The following is a 22,692-nucleotide window of genomic DNA, read 5'->3' on the forward strand; positions in this document are numbered from 1 at the left end:
TCAACCTTCAAAATCAAAAATTCGTTTTGTCTCTCTCGCCAATCCTTCTAGATCGGGAAAGACGACGGACTCAGTCATGCCATGGCTGAGCATGGCTTTTTTCATCCCGGGAATAGCACTTCTAGAAAACACAACTTTAGTAAGACAAGATTTGGGGAAAATATCCTTTGCAAAGGCATCCTCCATCGCCGAAGCTTCTCGCCCAAACACGGTAAAAACACCCTGCTGTGCCACAATTCGCGCGCTGTTGTGAGCGCCATAGATTGCTACGGGAAGATTCTGCATGCCACTAAAGCCAGGCGTCGGTCGATAACTTTTAAGGGCATCATCGTCTGGTGTGAGCACTCCGCCAGAATAGCTGATGTGTCGTAGTGCATGCCTGTTCCAGACAATTGGGTCCAGAATCCAAAGTGCCGCTTCGCTGGAAAATGTTGCCTTTCCACTAGGTGTCACATTGCTTCTCGCACTCATCAGCGCGAAATGAAGTGCAACAAACGGGTTCTCGGTCCAATCAAGTAGTCGGGTTGGCACGCCGTAGTGCTGCATAAAGAATAGTGCGTCCCAGTCATCCCCTAGCGATCTGTCGTGGTAAGGCAGACTTCGTTGACGGAACCGCGTCATGATTTGACGTTCTAGTGTCGCCAGACCATCGACACCTTTGGTTTTTTTATGTCGATATAGCGCGGGAACCAGCTTGTAAGTGGCGTTGCCCACGCCGCGGTACCACAGAGAGTTTGAGGTACTTCTTTGAATCCCCTCCACTGCCGCCAAAAACTCTGAAAGAGTGCGGACAGCTATCTCCTTAGCCTTCGCCATATGAAGTCCTTAGTTCTTATTGATCGCTTGCGTATTAACGCCTTCTATCCCCGGCAAGTTCATTATGCATATTGTCGGTAACTCTCCAAGCGTTCGGTGCTCACGGCACGCGTGAGTTGAAGCGCGCCCCGTCGACGTACCGTCTGCGATCTAAAGCGATGGCTAGGGCTCAATCACTAGCGCTGAACCCTCAATCCATTTTCGCCCCGAAGCCTTCACCACCTTCGCCTATTTCTTGTGCTCAGCACTGATAAAGGTGGTGAACTGCGCTGGCGTGTTCCCGCTAGCTCCTCTAATTGGAGGAGGGTGGAAACCCGGGGGCAACATATTGATGAGGGCGTATTGTCAGAATTGGATGTATCAGGTGCCTGCATATGGCGGCAGCAGATTGAAGCAGTCGACAAACTCTTCGTGCATGTGCCGCACCGGCTCCATGTTGCGGATGTCTCCACTCAGGATCGATAGCAGCTGCAGCGTTAGCGCCACTACAGCATTGGAATTTCGCAGTGCGCTGTATGTCAACTCAGGCGGGTAGCCACTCAGAAACCGGTTCAATGGGTGGATACCGCCGTGCGTGTAGCTATTGAGCGCTTTCCAGGTCGCCTCCTTGAATTCGCGTAGCTGCATCACGATGTGATCTGGCGACGTTGAACTCGATTCAAGCTCCTTGAGCATGTCGGCGAACCCGGGCGCTGCATTGGCCTGCTTGGCGCTTTCTTCCGTGAGTGGTTGGCCGAGCTTTTCAATCCATGTGTCGTTCGCAGCATGAAGCAGCCATATGCCGCGGACTAAGCTTTCAAACTGGGGGCGAAACAGAGCAAATGCTGAAGGAAGATGATCATCGGCGATAAGGGAGCGTATCGCGAGTGAGTGCCCTAGTGCCACGCCCCCTGCTTGAAATGCGACTAGGTGGCGCAGATCACGTACAGGTCGTAGCCGACGCGCGTGTGCCATGGCCGCATTGTGGAAAGCTTGCGTTCGCACCAACAGTTCGTTGAGTTTCGCTTCCATGGCGTCTGTCAAATGGTTGTGCGCGAGGCCTGGTGTTCTGCGTTGAGTGCTTCTCTATCGCAAGATTTTCGGCAGTTGTTCAGTCCACCTTCGCCCCCGAAGCCTTCACCACCTGCGCCCACTTCTTGTGCTCGGCGTTGATAAACGCCGTGAACTGGGCCGGCGTATTGCCCGAAGGAATCGCGCCCTGCGCGAGCAACTTCTCTTTCATCGCCGGCGTGCCCAATGCCTTCGATGCTTCCTGCTGGATACGGTTGACGATGTCGGGGGGCGTGCCGGCGGGGGCCAGCAGGCCGAACCAGGAGCTCGCGTCGTAGCCTTTCAGGGCCGGGCCGCCGGCCTGTTCTAGGGTGGGAATGTCCGGCAGGGCGGCTGAGCGTTCTGAGCTGGTTACTGCTAATGCCTTGAGCTTGCCGGACTTGATGAGGGCCATGGAAGAGGGCAGGTTGTCGAACATGACGTCCATGTCGCCGCCCACCAGCGCGAGCAGCGCAGGGCCGGAGCCGCTGTAGGGGAAGTGGGTCATATAGGTGCCGCTCATGGTCTTGAACAGCTCGCCGGCCAGGTGGATGGAGGTGCCGTTGCCGCTGGAGGCCATGTTGAAGGTGCCGGGCTTGGCCTTGGCCGCGCGTATGAAGTCGGTCACATTGTTGATGCCGGCGGCCTTGGCTTTTTCGGTGTTGACGACCATGACGTTGGGAACGCCCGCGACCAGGGTGATGGGCGCGAAGTCTTTTTGCGGGTCGAAGGCCATCTTTGTGTAGAGGGACTTGTTGATACCGTGGGTGCCCACGGTGCCCATGAGCAGGGTGTAGCCGTCGGGCGCGGATTTGGCGACGATGTCGGCGCCTATGTTGCCGCCGGCGCCGGCGCGGTTCTCGACGACAAAGGGCTGGCCGAAAGCCTTGGAGAGTTCAGGCGCCATGGCGCGGGCCAGGATGTCGGTGGTGCCGCCGGGCGCGAAGGGCACGACGATCTTCACGGGCTTGGCGGGCCAGTTCGCGGTTTGCGCCCAGGCCGAGGGCGTGGCCATAAAGGTGCTGAGGGCGGCGATCGCGGTGGCCACCAGGCCTGTATAGCGGTGCGAAAGAAAAGGTGGTTTGTAATTCAAGAGGCTCTCCAGGGGATGGCCGGCACGTGGCCGGGGACCACACGAACATAACGTCCGTGGGCAGGCGCTTCAAGGGGGTTAAACCCGGGCGCCTGAAAAAGAAAAAGCCGCCCGGCGTTCACCGGGCGGCTTGGCAATCAGGTCAGCGTGGAATCAATCAGTCGGCAAACTTGCCGGCGGCTTCGATCACGGGCTTGAGCTTGGCGATCTGGCCGACCACAAACGCCCGGTGGGCGGCGGGTTCGACGCGGTTGTCGGTGACCACCACGGCGCCCAGGCCTTCCTGCTTCTTGATGAAGTCGGGGTCTTTGAGTGCGACCTTCAGGGCGTTGTTGAGCTGGGTCAGCACGGCCGGGGGCGTGCCCTTGGGTGCGTAGATGCCGTGCCAGACGGTCAGGTCAAAGCCTTTGAGGCCCATTTCCTGCAGCGTGGGGTAGTCCTTGAGCAGCTTGTTGCTGCTCAGCGGCTTGGCGGTGGTCACGGCAAAAGCCTTGACGCGGCCGGCTTCGATCTGGCCGGTGGTGTTGGTGGTCTGGTCGCACATCATGTCGACCTGGCCGCCGACCAGCGCATTCATGGCCGGCGCGGTGCCGCCGAAGGGGATGGTGGTCATCGCGTCCTTGGCGTTGATGGCCGCTTGCCACATCAGGCCGCACAGGTGCGAGGCCGAACCCAGGCCGGCGTGGGCGATGTTGAGCTTGCCGGAATTGGCGCGTATGTAGTTCTCGAAGTCGCGGTAGTTGTTGGCGGGCAGCTGCGGCTTGCCGATGATGGTCATGGGCACTTCATTGATCATGCCCAGGAACTCAAAATCTTCAGGCACTTTGTAAGGCAGCTTGCGGTACAGGCCCGTTGCCGCGGCCATGCCGATGTGGTGGACCAGCAGGGTGTGGCCGTCGGGCGTGGCGCGTGCCACCTTGGCTGCGCCGATGGTGCCGCCGGCACCGTTGACGTTCTCCACGACGAAGTTGGCGCTGCCGCCCATGGCCTTGCGCATGGCTTCGGCCAGGTCGCGCGCGACGCGGTCGGTCGGGCCGCCGGCGGCGAAAGGCACCACCAGGCTGATGGGCTTGGAGCCGGGGAAGGCGGGGGCTTGCGCATGGGCGGCAAACATGGCCGTTGCGGCGGCGGCGAGGACTAACAGGCGTTTCATGAGCGTCTCCTTGTATCTGAAGGCGCCAAGTTTACGGTCCCCTTACCGCCCCAACATCGCGGGAACTACGTAAGGGCTAGCCCCCGGTCACCCCTGTACAGGCTCACTGCGTGTAGCCTGCTCCCCCTCAAGGGGGCGGCGCCTGGGGCCGGCAAAGCCGGACCCGCGGCCCCCACTGGTGAATACCCACCCTTCGCACGCACAGGATTCTTCAACCCAGCATGAGCCGCGGGACTGGCTTTGCCAGACCGCAGGCGCAGCGCCCCGGAGGGGCTGGAGCCCGCGGCTCCAAGCCTGCCTGCGCAGGCTTGGACGGGCGACAGAGGCGAAGCGTCCCGCGAGCCGCGGCCTGCAAGGCCTCGGGAGCTACACGCAGTGAGCGACCGTGGGGGCTCTACTTGTAACTTCGTGCGTCCTCAATAACCTTGCCGTCGTTGGGGAGACTGCCGGGCGCCAGCAGCTGCACGGTACCGCGCAGCTTGGTGACGTCGCGTATCGCTTCGCTGATGCGCTGGTCCAGCCCCTCGGGCATGGAGGCGGCCTCGGCCTGGAAGTGCATGCTGTCGTTGGCCATCTCGCCGCTGACCACCAGCCTGGCCTTGAGCACTTCGGGAAAACGACGGGCGATGTCGGCGACCTGGCCCGGGTGCACAAACATGCCGCGCACCTTGACGGTCTGGTCGGCCCGGCCCATCCAGCCCTTGATGCGCGTGTTGCTGCGGCCGGTGGGGCAACTGCCGGGCAGCACGGCTGAGAGGTCGCCCGTGCCGAAACGGACCAGTGGGTAGTCGGGGTTCAGCGTGGTGACCACCAGTTCGCCGACCTCGCCCTCGGCGACCGGGTCGCCGGTGCCGGGGCGCACGATTTCCACAATCACGCCTTCGTCCAGCACCAGGCCTTCGCGGGCCTCGGTTTCATAGGCGATCAGTCCCAGGTCGGCCGAGGCATAACACTGGTAGGCGGCGATGCCGCGTTCAGCGAACCAGTCGCGCAGGCTGGGCGGGCAGGCCTCGCCCGAGACCATGGCGCGCGTCACGCTGGGCAGCCCGATCTTCATTTCGGCGGCCTTGTCGACAATGATCTTGAGGAAGCTGGGCGTGCCGACATAACCGGCGGGCTTGAGCTCGGCCATGGCCTGTACCTGCTGCTCGGTCTGCCCGGTGCCGCCCGGGAAGACGGTGCAGCCCAGCGCATGGGCGCCGCTTTCCATCATGGTGCCGGCCGGCACGAAGTGGTAGCTGAAGCAGTTGTGCACCAGCTGCCCGGGCCGAAAGCCCGCGGCGTGCAGGGCCCGTGCCATGCGCCAGTAGTCCTTGCGTGTGCTGTCGGGCTCGTAAATCGTGCCGGGGCTGGCGAACACGCGCGGCATGGCGGCGCCATAACGCAGCGCGCTGAAGCCGCCGAAAGGATCGCCGCCCGCTTCGCGCGAGGCTTGCTGGAGTGCCAGCAGCTCGTACTTGCGCGTGACCGGCAGGCGCGCCAGCGCGGCGCGCGACGTGACGGCCGAGGCGTCCACGTCCTTGAGGATGTCGGTGAAAGCCGGGGCATGCGCTTTTGCATGCGCGAGCTGTTGCGGCAGCGCGGCGAGCTGGGCGGCTTCGCGTTCTGCGTGCGGCCGGTGTTCGAGGGTGTCGAAAAAATTGCTCATGTTCGTACCCTCAGGCCAGCCAACGCTTGCGGCGTTTGTAGCTTTTGACATCCTTGAAACTCTTGCGTTCGCCGCCGCCCACGCCGAGGTAAAACTCTTTCACGTCCTCGTTGTTGGCCAGGTCGGCGGCCGCGCCGTCCATCACCACGCGGCCGCTTTCCATGATGTAGCCGTAGTCGGCGTACTTGAGCGCCATATTGGTGTTCTGCTCGGCCAGCAAAAAAGTGACCTTCTCTTTCTGGTTCAGGTCCTGCACGATGTTGAAGACCTCCTCGACGATTTGCGGCGCCAGGCCCATGGAGGGCTCGTCCAGCAGCACCATGGAGGGGTTGGCCATCAGCGCGCGGCCTATGGCGCACATCTGCTGCTCGCCGCCCGAGGTGTAGGCCGCCTGCGAGGTGCGCCGGGTTTTGAGGCGCGGAAAGTAGTTGTAGACCTTTTCGAGGTTGGCCGCGACTTCGGCCTTGCTGCTGCGCGTGTAGGCGCCGGTCAGCAGGTTTTCTTCGATGGTCAGGTGGGCAAAGCAGTGCCGCCCTTCCATGACCTGCACCACGCCGCGCTTGACCAGGTCGGCCGGCGAGAGGTTTTCGATGCGCTCGCCGCGCAGCTCGATGGAGCCCTTGGTGACCTCGCCGCGCTCGCCCTTGAGCAGGTTGGAGATCGCGCGCAGCGTGGTGGTCTTGCCCGCGCCGTTGCCGCCCAGGATGGCCACGATGCGGCCCTGCGGCACCTGCAGCGAGACGCCCTTGAGCACCAGGATCACGTGGTTGTAGATAACCTCGATGCCGTTGACGTTGAGAACGATGTTAGGTGTGTCCATATTTTTTCCTGACCAATCTTGAGAGCTGCCGGAAAGGCGATCAGCCCTCAAGGCTGGCGGCTCGCGAGAGCCGCGCCCCTCCCGCCTGGCGGGAGGGGTTGGGGTGGGTGCCGTCAGTACATGGCAAAGCCAGCTTGAGCGGCTACGCCGCTCAAGACTGGCAGTCGGCCGGTGTGCGCGCCGTCAGTTTTTTCTCGGTCGCGTACTTGGCGGCCGTGGCCTTGACCAGGGGCTTGATCACCTGTTCGTCGGCCTGCAGCCAGTCGGAGGTGAACTTCCACTCCTTGCCGTCCCAGGTGTGTATGCGCGCCCAGGCCGAACCCATGTGGTCGGTGCAGGAGGTGCTGATGGGCCGCATCACGCCGGCAAAACCCAGCGCGTCCAGCTTGGCCTGGGTCAGGTTCAGGTTCTCCAGGCCCCAGCGGACCTGCTCGCCCGTCATGATTTTTCCCTTGCCGAAGCGGTCCTGCGCGGCGCGCAGGCCTTCCACGCCCAGCATGGCACTCATGGCGCCGCGCATGTAGAGCACCTGGCCGACTTCTTCCTTGGGGCCCGTGCCCTGGCCTTTGCCGTGGACCAGCGTCATGACGTCCTTGACCAGCTTGGAGTTGGGTTCGGCGCCGTGCTGCATGGTCACGGCGTTGTAGCCCTTGGCGCCCTCGGCCACGTCTTTCACGTCAGGCTCGGCGCCGGCCCACCACACGCCGTACATCTTCTCGCGCGGGTAGCCGGTAGCTTGCGCTTCCTTGATGGCGGTGGTGTTCATGATGCCCCAGCCCCACAGCGCCACGTAGTCGGGGCGCGACTGGCGAATCTGCAGCCAGGTGGCTTTCTGCTCGACACCGGGCGCGGTCACGGGCAGCAGCTGCAGCGTGAAGCCGTGCATGGCGGCGCGCTCCTGCATCAGTGGGATGGGCTCCTTGCCGAAGGGCGAGTCGTGGTAGACCAGCGCGATGCGTTTGCCCTTGAGCTTGTCGAAGCCGCCTTCCTTCTTGGCGATGGCCTGGAGGATGGCGTCGGCGGCGACCCAGTAGGTGCCGGCGATGGGGAAGTTCCACTTGAAGATGGAGCCGTCCGCGCTTTCGCTGCGGCCGTAGCCCACGGTCACCACCGGGATCTTGTCGACCGGGGCTTTTTCGGTGATGGCGAAGGTGGCGCCGGTGGACAGCGGCTGCACCAGGGTGGCGCCGCCGTTCTTGCCCTTCAGGCGTTCATAACATTCCACGCTGCGCGCGGTGTCGTAGCCGGTTTCGCATTCCTCGAACGAGATCTTCACGCCGTTGATGCCGCCGCGCGCGTTGACCAGCTTGAGGTAGTCCACATAGCCGTTGGCCCAGGGCACGCCGTTGGGCGCGTAAGGCCCGGTGCGGTAGGACAGCACCGGGAAGAACTGCTCCTTGGCCTGGGCGAATGCGCTGGTCGTCACAAGGGACGAAGCGCCGGTGGCGAGGATTGCCACCGCCAACATCACATTACGAATCTTCATTGTTGTCTCCTGGAAAATTTATAAACACCGCGAAAAAAAGGGCACTTCAGTAAACGACCTAACCATCCACCGCGCATCGGTGATTTCGAGTAATCCTTAACCCTAGGGCCGGCGCACCGGAATGCCTTAATGGGGAAATGGCCAAAGCCTGAGCTTCTGTTTGCCCACGGCCCACAGCTTGGCCAGCCCATGCGGCTCCACAATCAAAAACCACACAATCAGCCCGCCGAAAATCATCAGCTCCGCGTGCGAGACACCCGCGGTGGAAATCGAAATGCCCAGCCAGCCGGCCAGCACCGGCAGCAGCTGGCTCAGCACAATCGGCAGCACCACGATAAAGGCGGCGCCGAAGAAGCTGCCCATGATGGCCCCCATGCCGCCGATGATCACCATGAACAGCAGACGGAAGGAGTAGTCCACCGAGAAGGCGGCAGGCTCCCAGGCGCCCAGGTAGATAAAGGCCCAGAGGCCGCCGGCGATGCCGATGATGAAGGAGCTGACCGCGAAGGCGCTGAGCTTGGCGTACATGGGGCGTATGCCGATTACCGCGGCGGCCACGTCCATGTCGCGAATCGCCATCCACTCGCGGCCTATGGCGCTGCGCACCAGGTTTTTGGCCAGCAGGGTGATCACCACCACGATGACCAGGCAGAACAGGTATTTGCTGACGGCGCTTTCAATCGGCAGGCCGAAGACCTGCAGATTGGACACCGACACCGAGCCCGAGGGCGTGTCCATGGTGAACCACTTGATGCGCAGGAACATCCAGTCGCTGAAGAACTGCGCGGCCAGCGTGGTCACCGCCAGGTACAGGCCCTTGACGCGCAGGCTGGGCAGGCCGAACAAAATGCCGAACAGCATGGCGCACAGGCCGCCCAGGATCAGCGCGGGGATCAGCGGCATGCCGGGAATGCGCACAAAGAAGTTGTAGGCGCCATAAGCGCCCACCGCCATAAAGGCGCCCGAGCCCAGCGAGATCTGCCCGCAGTAGCCGACCAGGATGTTGACCCCGACAGCCGCGAGCGAAAAGATCAGGAAAGGGATCAGGATGGCGCGGAACAAATAGTCGCTGGCCAGCAGGGGCACGGCGACAAAGGCAAAGGCCAGCAGCAGGCCTATGGCGATGCGGTCCTGCAGGATGGGAAAGATCTGCTGGTCGGACCGGTAGCTGGTTTTGAATTGGCCGTTTTCTCTGTAGAACATGATTTTTCTTTAGGTAGAAGCGGCTTTAAACACGATCAATAATTTTCTCGCCAAACAATCCTTGCGGCCGGACCAGAAGGACACACAGTGCGAGGACATAGGCAAACCAGATTTCAATACCGCCGCCCACATACGGCCCGATAAACACTTCGGCGAGTTTTTCGCCTACCCCCAGGATCAGGCCGCCCACGATGGCGCCGGGCACCGAGGTCAGGCCGCCCAGGATCACCAGCGGCAGCGCCTTGAGCGCCAGCACCGACAGCGAAAACTGCACGCCCAGCTTGCTGCCCCAGATCACGCCGGACACCAGGGCCACAAAACCCGCGACGCTCCAGACGATGACCCAGATGCGGTTCAGCGGTATGCCTATGGACTGCGCGGCCTGGTGGTCGTCGGCCACGGCCCGCAGTGCGCGGCCGGTACCGGTGTACTGGAAGAAGGCGGCCAGCGCCGCCACCAGGGCGGTGGCGATCAGCGCGGCGACCAGGTCTTCCTGGTTCACCAGCAGGCCGCCCTGGAACACGCTTTCGAGCAGGAAGATGGGGTCCTTGGGCATGCCCACGTCGATCTTGTAGATGCTGGAGCCGAAGATGGTCTGGCCGAAACCGTCCAGGAAATACGAGATGCCCAGGGTCGCCATCAGCAGCGCGACGCCTTCCTGGTTCACCAGTTTGCCGAGCACCAGTTTTTCGATCAGCCAGGCGACCACCACCATGATGGCCAGCGCGGCCGCGAAGGCCAGCGCGTTGTTGATGAATTTGCTGTCCAGGCCGGTCCACTGCGGGATCCATTCGGAAAAGCGCGCCATGGCCAGCGCCGCGAACAGCACCATGGCGCCCTGCGCGAAATTAAAGACGCCCGAGGCCTTGTAGATCAGGACAAAGCCCAGCGCGACCAGCGAATACAGCATGCCCGACATCAGGCCGCCGATGATGGTTTCCAGGAACGAACCCATCACGAGTTCCCCCCTGTTGCGGGCTCACTTCGTGTAGCCGCCTCTCCCCCTCCGGGGGACGCCGCCAGCGGCCCGGCAAAGCCGGTTCCGCGGCGGCCGCTGGCGAAGGCGGGGCGATTCAAAGTGGTGTGAGTGTTGTTGTACATAGTCAGTGGCTGGTGCCGAGGTAGGCCCGGATCACGTCTTCGTTGTTGCGGACTTCGTCGGGGGTGCCGTCGCCGATTTTTTTGCCGTAGTCGAGAACGACCACGCGGTCGGAGATGTCCATGACTACGCCCATGTCATGCTCGATCAGGACCACGGTGGTGCCGAACTCGTCGTTGACGTCGAGCACAAAGCGGCACATGTCCTGTTTTTCCTCGACGTTCATGCCGGCCATGGGTTCGTCGAGCAACAGCACCTGCGGCTCCATGGCCAGGGCGCGGCCCAGGTCCACGCGTTTTTGCAGGCCGTAGGGCAGCTGCCCTACGGGCGTTTTGCGGTAGGCCTGGATCTCCAGGAAGTCGATGATTTTTTCGACCGCCTCGCGGTGCCTGATTTCTTCTTTTTCGGCCGGGCCTATGCGCAGCGCCTGCAGCAGCAGGTTGCTTTTGATTTTCAGGTTGCGGCCCGACATGATGTTGTCGAGCACGCTCATGCCCTTGAACAGCGCCAGGTTCTGGAAGGTGCGCGCCACGCCCATCACGGCCACCTGGTGGCTGTTCATGTGCTTGAAGGTCTGGCCGCGAAAGGTGATGGAGCCTTGCTGCGGCGCATAGACGCCGTTGATGCAGTTGAGCATGGAGCTTTTGCCGGCGCCGTTGGGGCCGATGATGGCGCGTATCTCGTGCTCCTTCACATTGAAGGAAATATCCGACAGCGCCTTCACACCGCCGAAGCTCAGGGAGATATTTTTGACGTCGAGAATGACGTCACCGATTTTTTTGCTCATGCTGCGACCTTCACGGGGGCAAAGGTCTGGGTGTCGCTGATCTTGAGCGTCGCGCTCACGCTGCCGCTGCGGCCGTCTTCAAACTTCACCACGGTTTCAATGAACTGCTCGGCCTTGCCGCCGTAAAGCGCGTCGATCAGCGGCTGGTATTTCTCGGCGATAAACCCGCGCCTGACCTTGTTGGTGCGCGTGAGTTCGCCGTCGTCGGCGTCCAGCTCCTTGTGCAGCACCAGGAAGCGGCTGATCTGCGAGCCGGCCAGCAGGGCGTCCACGCTGAGGTCGGCGTTGACCTTTTCCACGCATTCCTTGATGAGCTGGTAGACCTCGGGTTTTTGCGCCAGGTCGGTGTAGCCGGCATAGGGCAGGTTGCGGCGCTCGGCCCAGTTGCCCACGGCGTCGAAGTCGATGTTGAGCATCACGCAGCATTTCTCGCGGCCGTCGCCGTAGGCCACGGCTTCCTTGATGTGCGGGAAGAACTTGAGCTTGTTTTCCACATACTTGGGCGCGAACATGGCGCCGTCGTTGGCGCCGCCCTTGATGCGGCCCACGTCCTTCACGCGGTCGATGATCTTGAGGTGGCCGCTGGCGTCGATAAAGCCCGCGTCGCTGGTGTGGTACCAGCCGTCGGCGTTCAGCACCTCGGCGGTGGCGGTGGGGTTTTTGTAGTATTCCTTGAGCAGGCCGGCCGACTTCACCAGGATCTCGCCGTTCTCGGCCACCTTGATCTGCACGCCCTGGATGGGCACGCCCACGGTGTCGGCGCGCGCCTGGTTGTCGGGCTGCAGGCAGACGAACACGGCGGTCTCGGTCGAGCCGTAAAGCTGCTTGAGGTTGATGCCGATGGAGCGGTAAAAGGTAAAGAGGTCGGGGCCGATTGCCTCGCCGGCGGTGTAGGCCACGCGTACGCGCGAAAAGCCCAGGGTGTTGCGCAGCGGGCCGTAGACCAGCAGGCCGCCCAGCGCGTACAGCACGCGGTCCAGCGCGCCCACGGGCTTGCCGTCCATCAGCGCGGGGCCGGCGCGCTTGGCCACGCCCATGAAGTAATGGAACATGCCGCGCTTGATACGGCCCGCGTCCTCCATGCGGATCATCACCGTGGTCAGCAGGCCTTCAAAAATGCGCGGCGGCGCGAAGTAATAGGTCGGGCCGACTTCTTTCAGGTCAATCGTCACCGTGCTCGCGCTTTCGGGGCAGTTGACCACATAACCGCAGGCCAGCCACTGGGCGTAGCTGAAGATGTTCTGGCCTATCCAGGCCGGCGGCAAATAGGCCAGCACTTCCTCGCTCGACGTCAGCCTGTCGAAATCGGCGCCGGCCTTGGCGCGGTCCAGCAAGGTGTTGTGGGTGTGGACCACGCCCTTGGGGTTGCCCGTGGTGCCCGAGGTGAAAAACATCGCGGCCACGTCGTCGGGGAGGGCTTTTTCGACCTCGGCCCGGAAGAAGCCCGGCTGGCCGGTGGCAAAACCGCGGCCCGCGTCCAGCAACGCGTCCAGCGACTGCAGGCCGTCCTCTACATAGTTGCGCAGGCCGCGCGGGTCGTCGTAAACAATGTGCGCCAGCTGCGGGCACTGGCCGCGTATTTCCAGCAGCTTGTCGACCTGCTCCTGGTCTTCCACCAGTGCGAAACGCACGTCGGCGTTGTTGACCGGGAAAATACATTCGGCGCCCACCGCGTCCTGGTACAGCGGAATCGGTATGGCGCCCAGCGCCTGCGCGGCCAGCATGGTGGCATAGAGGCGCGGCCGGTTGGCGCCGATGATGACCATGTGCTCGCCGCGCTGCAGGCCCAGCAGGTGCAGGCCGCAGGCGATGTGCTCCACGAGCTGCGCCATGCCGGCCCAGCTGTGCGCCTGCCAGATGCCGTACTCTTTCTCCCGCATGGCCGGGGCGCCGGGGCGTTCGGCCGCATGTTTGAGCAGCAATCGTGGGAACGTGGTCTGCATTCGCTTCTTGTCTCCGTTGTGCGCGGTTTTTCAGGAAAACCGCTGGTATGGGCGAATAGTAGGACCGGCTTTGACGCTATGGTGTCATTACGACGACAATTTCCGGGTAAGTCCTACTGGGGTGTCCCCGGGGTCCGGCCGGTTTATCGGATAAAGCGCCCGTCGCGCGAAACCATGGTCAGTTCCACGAAACGCGAGGCGTTGCGGGCCGAATCGCTGAAGCTCACTTCAAAGCCGCCCAGGTCGTAGCGCTTTAAATTCCAGGTGCTGTCGATGAAGGCTGCGCGCGTCGGGTTTTTGCCGGCGCGGCGCAGCGCCTCGGCGAACACGCGGGCATTGATATAGCCTTCCAGCGCCAGGTGCGAAGGCTCCAGCGCCACGCCGGCGGCCTTCCAGGCCTGCTGGAATTCACGCACCATGGGCACCACGGTGTTGCCCGGCAGCGGCACCACCTGCGAGACCGCGATGCCGGTGGCGTCCTCGCCCATGGCCTTGAGCGTGGCGGCCGCGCCCATGATGGACAGCGCATACAGCGACAGCCCCTTGCGCTGCGCGCGTATGGCTTTCACGAAATCGATGGTCGGCTTGCCGGCCAGGCCCACCAGCACGGCTTCGGGGTTGGAGGCCGCGATTTTTTCGGCTGCCGGACCGGCGTCCGAGGCGTTGTTTTCCACGGTGACCGTCACGGTCGCCTCCAGCTTGTGTTTGGCCATGGAGCGCTGGGTGGCGTCGAAGACTTCCTTGCCGAAGGAGTTGTTCTGGTAGACGATGGCGATGCGCCGTATGCCTATGGTCGCCAGGTGCTGCACCAGCTGCTCGGCCTCGTCGGCGTAGCTGGCGCGTATGTTGAAGACATTGCGCGCGTTGGCCGGCCGCGCCGACAGCGCGCCCGAAAACGGCGCGAAAAACGGCATGCCCGAGTCGATCACCTGCGGCAGCATGGCTTCTATCATGGGCGTGCCCATGCAGTTGAAGAGCGCGAATGTGCTTTTGTCGTCGATAAAGCCCTTGACGTTGCCCAGCGCGCGTTTGACGTCGTAGCCGTCGTCGGCCACCGTGAGCTCTATGGGCCGGCCGTTCACGCCGCCCCTGGCGTTGATGCCGGCAAAGCAGGCCTTGGCGCCTTGGTGCATGGCCTGGCCCAGCTCGCCCAGCGGCCCGCTCAGTGCGATGGATTGCGCGATGCGCACCGGGCTGCTGTCTTGCGCGTGCGCGGGACCGTACAGGGCGGCTGGAATGGCCGCGAGGGCGCCCAGCATGCGGCGGCGTGTCAGGTGATCAGCGGGCGGCGGTAAACCGGCTTTTGAGGCGGTGAAAAGGCTTGTCATGGCGGGTGTCTCCTGGTCGTGAGGGGATTGCGGTGGGCTCTTGACGGCCTGTCTACGCGAGGCCGATGCTATGCTTTGGAGGCGCGGCCAACTGTCTGCCCAACGACAATCCAAGGGTTGCGCCCGCCCGGGCTTTCCCTGATCTACCCACCCGCTTTCTTGCTTGAACATTGCGAGCATGGCCACTGAGTCACCCCTTCACCTGCGCCGCAGGGCGCCCACGCCGGACGAGCTGCGCGGCATTCCCTGGCTGCCCCTGCTGCTGCCGGATGAGCGCGCACGCGCGGTCGCGGTGCTGCAGGTCGGTGACGCCGCGCCGGGCGACTATGTCTGCCGTGTCAGCAGGCCGGTGACTTACTGGTTCGGCGTGGTGGAAGGCCTGCTCAAGATGAGCAGCGACAACGCCCAGGGCATGACCATGACATTTGCCGGCCTGCCGCCCGGTGGCTGGTTCGGCGAAGGCACGGCGCTCAAGCGCGAGCCCTACCGCTACAACATTCAGGCGCTGCGCAAAAGTGTGGTGGCCGGTTTGCCGATAGACACCTTCCACTGGCTGCTGGACCACTCCATCGGTTTCAACCGCTTTGTGATGAACCAGCTCAACGAGCGCCTGGGCCAGTTCATCGCCGCGCGCGAAATCGACCGCATGAACAACCCCGACATCCGCGTGGCGCGTAGCCTGGCCGCGCTGTTCAACCCGGTGCTGTACCCGGGCGTGGGCCAGATGCTGCGCATCACGCAGCAGGAGATGGCCTACCTGGTGGGCCTGTCGCGCCAGCGCGTGAACGAGGCGCTCAGCGCCCTGCAGGACCAGGGTTTTATCCGCATCGAATACGGCGGCCTGCGCGTGCTGGACCTGGAGGCGCTGCGCTCCAGCGTGTTCGCGGCCAAAGATGAGGGCCTGGCCGCGCGCACCAACCCTGGCCGCTAAGGCCTGGCCGGTGACCTAGCCGCCGAGGCCGGCGATGGCCAGGCGCAGGTTGCCCCGGGCGCGGGCTTCCAGCGCGGCCTGGAAATGCGGTGTGCTGTAAATCGCTGGCCGGGCGAGGAAGGCGCGCAGAATCTCGCCGCGTTTCTGGCGAAAGAGGTCCTCGGGCACAAAGGCATATTCCTGCCGTATCTGCTCCTCATATTCGGCAAAACGCGCGGGCAAGGCGCCCAGAATGGACAGGTCCACATCCACCAGCAGCTGCGCGTCGGGCGTTACCGGCAGCGCGCTGTGGCAGGTGGCCATGATGAGTTCGTCCACCCGCTGCACGGCGGCCGGCACCGCACCATGGCCCTGCAATACGGCGCGTGCCCAGTCGGCGCTTTGGCGCTCGTTGTCATGGCGCTGTGTGTCGTAAATGCCGTCATGGAACCACAGCGCGAACTCGACTTCGCCCGGTTGTTCGGCCAGGTGGCGGACGGCCTCGACATGTGCAAGGCATTCCGCAAGGTGCTGCAGCGTGTGGTACTGGCGGTGCGGCTCCGAATAGCGCGCCAGCAATTCGTCAAACACGCTGCCGGTGATGGTCCTCGGCACGAGCGCGCTGGTACAGCGCCGCCAGGAGCGGGCCAGCAGGTCCATGGATTCGGGCGTGGGATGTGCCATCAGTAGAGTGTGGACTTTTGCCGCGCGGGCAGTTCGCGGTCGTATGTTTCGCCGTCGATGGCCGCCGCCGTCAGCGCCTGCAGCATGGCGCCCGGCGTGGGCACATCGGGCCGGCTTGGCGGCGCGGCCTGCCAGAGCTTGGAGCGCTGCAAGGCCCGCGCGCACTGGAAGAACACCGATTCCACGCTGATCACCAGCACGCAGTGCGGCGGCTTTCCCTCCATGGAAAAGCGCTGCAGCATCTCGGGCGCGACCGTGATGCGGGCACGGCCGTTCACGCGCAGCGTCTCGCCGACGCCGGGCACCAGGAACAGCAGCGCCACGCGCGGGTCGACCAGCAGGTTGCGCAGGCTGTCGATGCGGTTGTTGCCGCGGCGCTCGGGCAGCAGCAGGGTTTTTTCGTCCTGGATGGCGACAAAGCCCGGCGGGTCTCCGCGCGGCGAGGCATCGAGCCCGCCCGGCCCCGCGGTGGCCAGCACAGCGAAAGGCGAGGCCTGGATCAGCGCCTGGTAGGCCGGGTGCAAATAGTCCACCTCTTTTTTAAGGGAGGCTTCGCCGACGGCGCCGAACAGCGCCTCGAGCTGCGGCAGGCTGGTGATGGCGTGGGGGTCGGCTTGTGCGTTCATGGCATGACTTTATCGCTTTGGTGTTTGGGACGCGCATAGCGCATCCACCAGCCTGAGGGCGGGCACCGACAGCTGCTCGAAGCTGCGCGCGCAAATCAGCAGCTGCCGATCGGCCCAGGCGTCGGAGAGCTTGAGCACGCGCAGCTTGCCCGCGCCCGCATGGCCTTCGGCCGCGACGGCCGGAACCACGGCCACGCCGACGCCGGCCTCCACCATGCGGCAGACGGCCTCAAAACTGCGCAGCCGTATGCGTGTGCGCATGCGCAGCCCCAGGCGCTCGGCCTGCAGGGCCAGGTGCTGCTGCAGCGCGCTGTCCTCGCCCAAGCCGACAAAGTCATGGGCCAGGGCTTGTTCAAAGAGGACCTGCCGCCGGCGGCCGAAATCACTGCGCGTGGGCACCACCAGCACCAGCCGGTCGCGCCGGAAAGGCCTGGATTCCAGGCTGGAAACATCCGCGGAGTCGGCCACGATGCCGAGCTCGGCCGCCTGGGCCAGCAGCTGCGAGACGATCAGGTGGCTGGGGCGCTCTTCGAGGTCCACGTCTATGGCCGGATGGGTGTTGAGGAAGGCCGCAAGCGCCTGCGGCAGGTAGTCGGTGATGGCGGCGGTGTTGGACAGCAGGCGCACCCGGCCGGCCAGCCCGCCCGCGTAGTCGGCGATTTCGCCCTGCATGCGCTCTACCTGCTGCAGCACCAGGCGCGCATGGTGGGCCACGGCGAGGCCGGCCTTGGTCGGCTTGACGCCGCCGCGCAGGCGATCCAGCAGCGGCACGCCCAGGGCGTCCTCCATGCCGCGTATGCGCGCGCTGGCCGAAGCCAGCGCCAGGTGCGAAAGCCTGCTGCCGGCCGTGATGCTGCCGGTGTCGACCACATGCAGAAACAGCCGGAGGTCGACCAAGTCAAAGCGGATGTTGGCGGGCATGGCAGTGAGGGAGCCTGTTGAGCCTTCGGAAATGGCTAAGGCTGCCAGCGCATATTACCGCTTGAGCGCGGGGCGCGTCGCTGCGCAGAATCGGCCTCATGAACTTGCACAATTTCGCGGGCATGGGGCACGATACCCTGCTGGTCGCCATCGTCGCTGCCGTATTTTTGCTGGCCGGCCTGGTCAAGGGCGTGGTCGGCCTGGGCTTGCCGACGCTGTCCATGGGCCTGCTGGCCGGCGTGATGCCGCCCGCGCAGGCGGCGGTGATTTTGATACTGCCTTCGTTTTTGACGAATGCCTGGCAGATGTGGGACGGGGCCGCGCTGGGCCGGCTGCTCAGGCGCCTCTGGCCGCTGCAACTGGGCGTGGTCGCCGGAACGCTGTGGGCGCCGGTGAGCCTGGTCACCCTCAATGCCAATGCGGCATCGGCGGGTCTTGGGGCGGCATTGATGGCCTATGCCGTGCTGGGGCTGGTGGCCGTTCCGCTGGCCGTGCCTCGTCGCGGCGAGCGGGTCTCTTCGTTGGCCATTGGACTGATCACCGGCGCCATCACTTCGGCCACCGGTGTGTTTGTGTTTCCGGCGGTGCCTTACCTGCAGGCCCTGGCTTTCAGGAAGGATGAACTCGTGCAGGCGCTGGGCCTGTCCTTCACCGTTTCCACGGTCGCGCTTTTTGGGCGCCTGGTGCTTGAAGGGTCGTTCTCGGCGGCTGCCTTGCCCGGCGGCTGGGGCTGGCTGGTGGCCTTGCCCGCGGCCTTGCTGGGAATGGCGGCGGGCCAGGTGCTGCGCGGCCGGCTGGATGAAAAAACCTTCAAGCGCCTGTTTTTTGCGGGCTTGCTGGCCATAGGCCTTTATATGGTGATTGGCAGCGCCATACGCTGGCTTGCAGGCTAAAGGCCTGCAGACCCAGGCGCTGGCGCGGTTTTGGGGCCGGTTTTTACGCTTTCTTTATACCCGCCGCCCGTCTTTCATCCCCGTTTTTACACGCCGGCTCCGACACTTTCTCCATCGTTGTTGTTTGGAGAAAGATCATGGATCTTGCGTTTATGGTTGGCGCCGCCGCCCTTTGGGGTGTGACGGTCCTGCTGGTCTGGGGCTTTGAGAAGCTCGAAAAACCCGAAGGGGGCCGCTCATGATCCCCCTTGACGTTTTGTACGGCTTTGGCGGCGTCTGCGCCATCCTGCTGCTGACCTACCTCGTGTATGCGCTGATCTGCGCCGAGGAGTTTTGATGAACGCCTCAAGCTGGGGCCTGCTGGCCCTTTTCCTGGCCGCGCTGCTGGCCACCGCCTGGCCGCTGGGCCTGTGGCTGGCGCGCCTGTATGCGGGCCGGCTGCCCGGCTGGATGCACAGGGTGGAAGCGCCGTTGTACCGCCTGGCCGGCACCTCGGCCGATACCAACATGAAATGGTCGCAGTACGCGCTGGCGCTGCTGGCCTTTAATGCGCTGGGCGTGGTCGCTGTCTATGCCCTGCAGCGCCTGCAGGCCGGGCTGCCGCTGAACCCGGCCGGCATGGCCGCCATCTCGCCCGACTCGGCCTTTAACACCGCCATCAGCTTTGTCTCCAACACCAACTGGCAGGGTTATGCCGGTGAGTCGACCATGAGCTACCTCACGCAGATGCTGGTGCTGGCCGTGCAGAATTTTTTCTCGGCCGCCACCGGTATTGCCGTGGTCTTTGCGCTGTTTCGCGGTTTTGCCGCGCGCGCCACCGGCGCCATCGGCAATTTCTGGGTGGACATCACACGCGTCACGGCCTGGCTGCTGCTGCCGCTGTCGCTGGTGTTCGCGATTTTCCTGGTAGGGCAGGGGGTGATCCAGAACTTTGACGCTTACAAGGACGTGAGCACGCTCGAAGTCACCAGCTACCAGCAGCCCAAAAACGGCCCTGACGGCCAGGCGCTGAAAGACGACAAGGGCAATCCCGTCATGGAAGACGCCAGGACCGACAAGCAGACCCTGACCATGGGCCCTGTCGCCTCGCAGGAGGCCATCAAGATGCTGGGCACCAACGGCGGCGGCTTCTTCAACGCCAACTCGGCCCATCCCTATGAAAACCCGACGGCGCTGAGCAACTTCTTCCAGATGCTGTCCATCTTCCTGATTCCCGCGGCCCTGTGTTTTGCCTTTGGCCGCGCGGTGGGCGATACGCGCCAGGGCTGGGCCGTGCTGGCCGCGATGACGCTGATCTTTGTGGTCGCGGTGGCGGCAATCACCCCGGCTGAACAGGCCGGCAACCCGCTGCTGCCGCCCCTGGGCGTGGACCAGGCGGCCAGCGCGCTGCAGGCCGGCGGCAATATGGAAGGCAAGGAAACCCGCTTCGGCATCAATGCCTCCAGCCTGTTTGCGGTCATCACCACGGCGGCCTCGTGCGGCGCGGTCAATGCCATGCACGACTCCTTCACGCCGCTGGGCGGCATGGTGCCCATGGTGATGATGCAGCTGGGCGAGGTGGTGTTTGGCGGTGTCGGCACCGGGCTTTACGGCATGCTGATTTTTGCCATCCTCGCGGTGTTCATCGCCGGCCTCATGATTGGCCGCACGCCCGAATACCTGGGCAAGAAGATCGAGTCGCACGAGATGAAGCTGACTTCCATCGTCATCCTGGTCACGCCCATCCTGGTGTTGGCCGGCACGGCGGTGGCGGTGCTGGCCGGCGCCGGCAAGGCCGGTATCGCGAATCCCGGCGCGCATGGTTTTTCGGAAATCCTTTACGCGCTGACTTCGGCCGGCAACAACAACGGCAGCGCCTTCGCGGGCCTGTCGGCCAACACGCCCTTCTACAACACGCTGCTGGGCGTGGTGATGTGGCTGGGCCGCTTCGGCGTCATCGTGCCGGTGCTGGCGATTGCCGGCGCGCTGGCCGCCAAGAAGCGCCTGCCGGTCACGGCCGGCACCATGCCCACGCACGGCCCGTTGTTTGTGCTGCTGCTGATAGGCACCGTGTTGCTGGTGGGCCTGCTCAATTACGTGCCGGCCCTGGCGCTGGGCCCCGTGGTCGAGCATTTGATGCTCTGGCCCGCCCATTGAACCGCCGCGAAAGACACACCGATATGACTACCCAAAAACCTTTTGTGCTGCTGGACCCCGCGCTGCTCAAACCCGCCATCGCGGCCTCCTTCACCAAGCTGAGCCCGCGCGTGCAATGGCGCAACCCCGTGATGTTTGTCGTCTACATCGGCAGCATTCTGACCACCTTGCTGGGCCTGCAGGCCTTGCAGGGGCAGGGCGAGGCGCCGGCCGGTTTTATCTTTGCCGTGGCGATCTGGCTGTGGTTCACCGTGCTGTTCGCCAACTTCGCCGAGGCGCTGGCTGAAGGCCGCAGCAAGGCGCAGGCCGCCTCTTTGCGCAGTCTCAAGAAAAGCACCTGGGCCAAGAAGTTCAAGGAAACCAGCAGCAAGGTTTTCCACGGCACGGCCTGGCTGCCCGAGCAGGCCGAAAACCTGCGCAAGGGCGCGGTGGTGCTGGTCGAAGCCGGCGACATGATTCCGCTGGACGGCGAGGTCATCGAAGGCGTGGCCTCGGTCGATGAAAGCGCCATCACCGGCGAATCGGCGCCGGTGGTGCGCGAGTCGGGCGGCGACTTCTCGGCCGTGACCGGCGGCACCCGTGTGCTGTCCGACTGGCTGGTGGTGCGCATTGTGGTCAACCCCGGCGAGTCCTTCCTGGACCGCATGATCAGCATGGTCGAGGGTGCCAAACGCCAGAAGACGCCCAATGAGATCGCACTGACGATTCTGCTGGTGGCGCTGACCATCGTCTTCCTGGTGGTCACGGTCACGCTGCTGCCTTATTCGGTGTTCAGCGTGCAGGCCGCGGGCTCGGGCACGGTGGTCAGCATCACCGCGCTGGTGGCCTTGCTGGTCTGCCTGATCCCCACCACCATAGGCGGCCTGCTGTCGGCCGTGGGCGTGGCCGGCATGAGCCGCATGATGCAGGCCAATGTGATCGCCACCTCGGGCCGCGCGGTGGAGGCCGCCGGCGACGTGGATGTGCTGCTGCTGGACAAGACCGGCACCATCACCCACGGCAACCGCCAGGCATCGAGTTTTTTGCCGGCGCCCGGCATGACCGGCGCCAAACTGGCCACCGCCGCGATGCAGGCCTCCATGGCCGACGAAACACCCGAGGGCCGCAGCATTGTGGCGCTGGCGCAGCGCATGGGCGCCAGCGAAGCCCTGGTAGGCAACAGCCACGAGGTGCCCTTCACGGCGCAGACCCGCATGAGCGGCATGGATGTGCAGCGCCCCGACGGCAGCACACGCCAGCTGCGCAAGGGCGCGGTCGATGCGGTGCGCAAGCATGTGGAGGCGCTGGGCGGCAGCGTGCCGGCCGAGGTGATGCGCGCGTCGGATGAAGTCTCGCGCCGCGGCAGCACGCCGCTGGCGGTGGCTGACGGCGCCATGGTGCTGGGCATTGTGGAGCTCAAGGACATCGTCAAGGCCGGCATCAAGGAGCGTTTCGGCGAGCTGCGCCGCATGGGCATCAAGACGGTGATGATCACCGGCGACAACAAGCTCACGGCAGCCGCGATCGCCGCCGAGGCCGGTGTCGACGATTTCCTGGCCGAGGCCACACCCGAAGACAAGCTGAAACTGATACGCGGGTACCAGGCCGAAGGCCGCCTGGTGGCGATGACCGGCGACGGCACCAACGACGCGCCGGCCCTGGCCCAGGCCGACGTGGCGGTGGCCATGAACAGCGGCACCCAGGCCGCCAAGGAGGCCGGCAACATGGTGGACCTGGACTCCAACCCCACCAAGCTGCTGGAGATCGTGGAAACCGGCAAGGCCTTGCTGATGACGCGCGGCTCGCTGACCACGTTTTCGATTGCCAACGACGTGGCCAAGTATTTCGCCATCATCCCGGCGATTTTTGTGAGCACCTACCCGCAGCTGGCCGCGCTCAATGTGATGCGCCTGGGCAGCCCTTCGACGGCGATCCTGTCGGCGGTGATCTTCAACGCGCTGGTCATCATGTTTTTGATCCCGTTGGCGCTCAAGGGCGTGAAGTACCGCGCTGTGGGCGCCGCCACGCTGTTGCGCCGCAACCTGTTGATTTACGGATTGGGCGGCCTGGTTGTGCCTTTTATCGGCATCAAGGCGATTGACTTGCTGCTGGTGGCCATGAATCTTGTTTAAGGAAAA

The 22,692-nt window shown here is 64.0% G+C and carries 20 protein-coding genes; 5 read left to right on the forward strand and 15 right to left on the reverse strand.

Annotated features, from left to right (window positions below):
• The 12 genes from ACEN9P_RS13485 to ACEN9P_RS13540 form a co-directional block, all read right to left on the reverse strand.
• Positions 1 to 816: an FRG domain-containing protein gene (locus ACEN9P_RS13485; RefSeq protein ID WP_495619532.1), complete on the reverse strand. Its 816-nt coding sequence runs from the start codon at positions 814 to 816 to the stop codon at positions 1 to 3.
• A gap of 360 nt (positions 817 to 1,176) precedes the next feature.
• Positions 1,177 to 1,827: a DUF6988 family protein gene (locus tag ACEN9P_RS13490; protein WP_495619533.1), complete on the reverse strand. Its 651-nt coding sequence runs from the start codon at positions 1,825 to 1,827 to the stop codon at positions 1,177 to 1,179.
• 79 nt (positions 1,828 to 1,906) lie between these two features.
• Positions 1,907 to 2,860, reverse strand: a complete 954-nt coding sequence (locus tag ACEN9P_RS13495) for a Bug family tripartite tricarboxylate transporter substrate binding protein (protein ID WP_495622177.1) — start codon at positions 2,858 to 2,860, stop codon at positions 1,907 to 1,909.
• A 235-nt stretch (positions 2,861 to 3,095) separates the two neighbouring features.
• Positions 3,096 to 4,091 carry a tripartite tricarboxylate transporter substrate-binding protein gene (locus tag ACEN9P_RS13500; protein WP_477661540.1) on the reverse strand — a complete coding sequence of 332 codons (996 nt, stop codon included), beginning with the start codon at positions 4,089 to 4,091 and terminating at the stop codon, positions 3,096 to 3,098.
• A 394-nt stretch (positions 4,092 to 4,485) separates the two neighbouring features.
• Positions 4,486 to 5,739, reverse strand: a complete 1,254-nt coding sequence (locus tag ACEN9P_RS13505; RefSeq protein WP_495619534.1) for a phenylacetate--CoA ligase family protein — start codon at positions 5,737 to 5,739, stop codon at positions 4,486 to 4,488.
• A gap of 10 nt (positions 5,740 to 5,749) precedes the next feature.
• Entirely contained in the window at positions 5,750 to 6,559 is an 810-nt protein-coding gene (locus tag ACEN9P_RS13510; RefSeq protein WP_495619535.1) for an ABC transporter ATP-binding protein, read from the reverse strand.
• A 151-nt stretch (positions 6,560 to 6,710) separates the two neighbouring features.
• Entirely contained in the window at positions 6,711 to 8,045 is a 1,335-nt protein-coding gene (locus tag ACEN9P_RS13515; protein WP_477712743.1) for an ABC transporter substrate-binding protein, read from the reverse strand.
• Positions 8,046 to 8,171: 126 nt separating this feature from the next.
• Positions 8,172 to 9,248: a branched-chain amino acid ABC transporter permease gene (locus tag ACEN9P_RS13520; RefSeq protein WP_495619536.1), complete on the reverse strand. Its 1,077-nt coding sequence runs from the start codon at positions 9,246 to 9,248 to the stop codon at positions 8,172 to 8,174.
• A 25-nt stretch (positions 9,249 to 9,273) separates the two neighbouring features.
• Positions 9,274 to 10,203, reverse strand: coding sequence for a branched-chain amino acid ABC transporter permease (locus tag ACEN9P_RS13525; RefSeq protein WP_007872990.1), 930 nt, complete (start codon positions 10,201 to 10,203; stop codon positions 9,274 to 9,276).
• A gap of 148 nt (positions 10,204 to 10,351) precedes the next feature.
• Positions 10,352 to 11,134 (reverse strand): ABC transporter ATP-binding protein, encoded by a 783-nt coding sequence (locus tag ACEN9P_RS13530; RefSeq protein WP_477712741.1) that lies wholly within the window; start codon positions 11,132 to 11,134, stop codon positions 10,352 to 10,354.
• A complete protein-coding gene (locus ACEN9P_RS13535) occupies positions 11,131 to 13,077 on the reverse strand; it encodes an AMP-dependent synthetase/ligase (RefSeq protein ID WP_495619537.1) in 1,947 nt (648 codons plus the stop codon). The genes ACEN9P_RS13530 and ACEN9P_RS13535 overlap by 4 nt, the downstream gene beginning before the upstream one ends.
• Before the next feature lie 143 nt (positions 13,078 to 13,220).
• A complete protein-coding gene (locus ACEN9P_RS13540; protein WP_495619538.1) occupies positions 13,221 to 14,405 on the reverse strand; it encodes an ABC transporter substrate-binding protein in 1,185 nt (394 codons plus the stop codon).
• Positions 14,406 to 14,583: 178 nt separating this feature from the next.
• Here ACEN9P_RS13540 and ACEN9P_RS13545 point away from each other — a divergent pair, with 178 nt between their 5' ends.
• Positions 14,584 to 15,336: a Crp/Fnr family transcriptional regulator gene (locus ACEN9P_RS13545; RefSeq protein WP_477661548.1), complete on the forward strand. Its 753-nt coding sequence runs from the start codon at positions 14,584 to 14,586 to the stop codon at positions 15,334 to 15,336.
• A 15-nt stretch (positions 15,337 to 15,351) separates the two neighbouring features.
• Here ACEN9P_RS13545 and ACEN9P_RS13550 read toward each other — a convergent pair whose 3' ends face one another.
• Genes ACEN9P_RS13550 through ACEN9P_RS13560 form a run of 3 tightly spaced genes read right to left on the reverse strand, consistent with a single transcriptional unit; the run spans position 15,352 to position 17,534 of the window.
• A complete protein-coding gene (locus tag ACEN9P_RS13550) occupies positions 15,352 to 15,999 on the reverse strand; it encodes an HD domain-containing protein (protein ID WP_477661549.1) in 648 nt (215 codons plus the stop codon).
• Positions 15,999 to 16,625, reverse strand: a complete 627-nt coding sequence (locus ACEN9P_RS13555) for a pyridoxamine 5'-phosphate oxidase family protein (protein WP_495619539.1) — start codon at positions 16,623 to 16,625, stop codon at positions 15,999 to 16,001. Before ACEN9P_RS13555 ends, ACEN9P_RS13550 begins: the two co-directional genes overlap by 1 nt.
• 9 nt (positions 16,626 to 16,634) lie before the next feature.
• Positions 16,635 to 17,534: a LysR substrate-binding domain-containing protein gene (locus tag ACEN9P_RS13560; RefSeq protein WP_495622178.1), complete on the reverse strand. Its 900-nt coding sequence runs from the start codon at positions 17,532 to 17,534 to the stop codon at positions 16,635 to 16,637.
• A 110-nt stretch (positions 17,535 to 17,644) separates the two neighbouring features.
• Between ACEN9P_RS13560 and ACEN9P_RS13565 the strand changes: the two genes are divergently transcribed.
• The 4 genes from ACEN9P_RS13565 to kdpB all read left to right on the forward strand — a co-directional run bounded on the left by ACEN9P_RS13565 (position 17,645) and on the right by kdpB (position 22,686).
• Complete coding sequence (locus ACEN9P_RS13565) at positions 17,645 to 18,439, forward strand: sulfite exporter TauE/SafE family protein (RefSeq protein WP_495619540.1); 795 nt, start codon at positions 17,645 to 17,647, stop codon at positions 18,437 to 18,439.
• Between the two features lie 238 nt (positions 18,440 to 18,677).
• Positions 18,678 to 18,776: a potassium-transporting ATPase subunit F gene (locus tag ACEN9P_RS13570; protein ID WP_413329491.1), complete on the forward strand. Its 99-nt coding sequence runs from the start codon at positions 18,678 to 18,680 to the stop codon at positions 18,774 to 18,776.
• Positions 18,776 to 20,575, forward strand: a complete 1,800-nt coding sequence (kdpA, locus tag ACEN9P_RS13575; protein ID WP_495619541.1) for a potassium-transporting ATPase subunit KdpA — start codon at positions 18,776 to 18,778, stop codon at positions 20,573 to 20,575. Before ACEN9P_RS13570 ends, kdpA begins: the two co-directional genes overlap by 1 nt.
• 23 nt (positions 20,576 to 20,598) lie before the next feature.
• Complete coding sequence (gene kdpB, locus ACEN9P_RS13580; RefSeq protein WP_495619542.1) at positions 20,599 to 22,686, forward strand: potassium-transporting ATPase subunit KdpB; 2,088 nt, start codon at positions 20,599 to 20,601, stop codon at positions 22,684 to 22,686.
• Positions 22,687 to 22,692 lie beyond the last annotated feature (6 nt).

The organism is Polaromonas sp. Polasp52 (assembly GCF_059491565.1).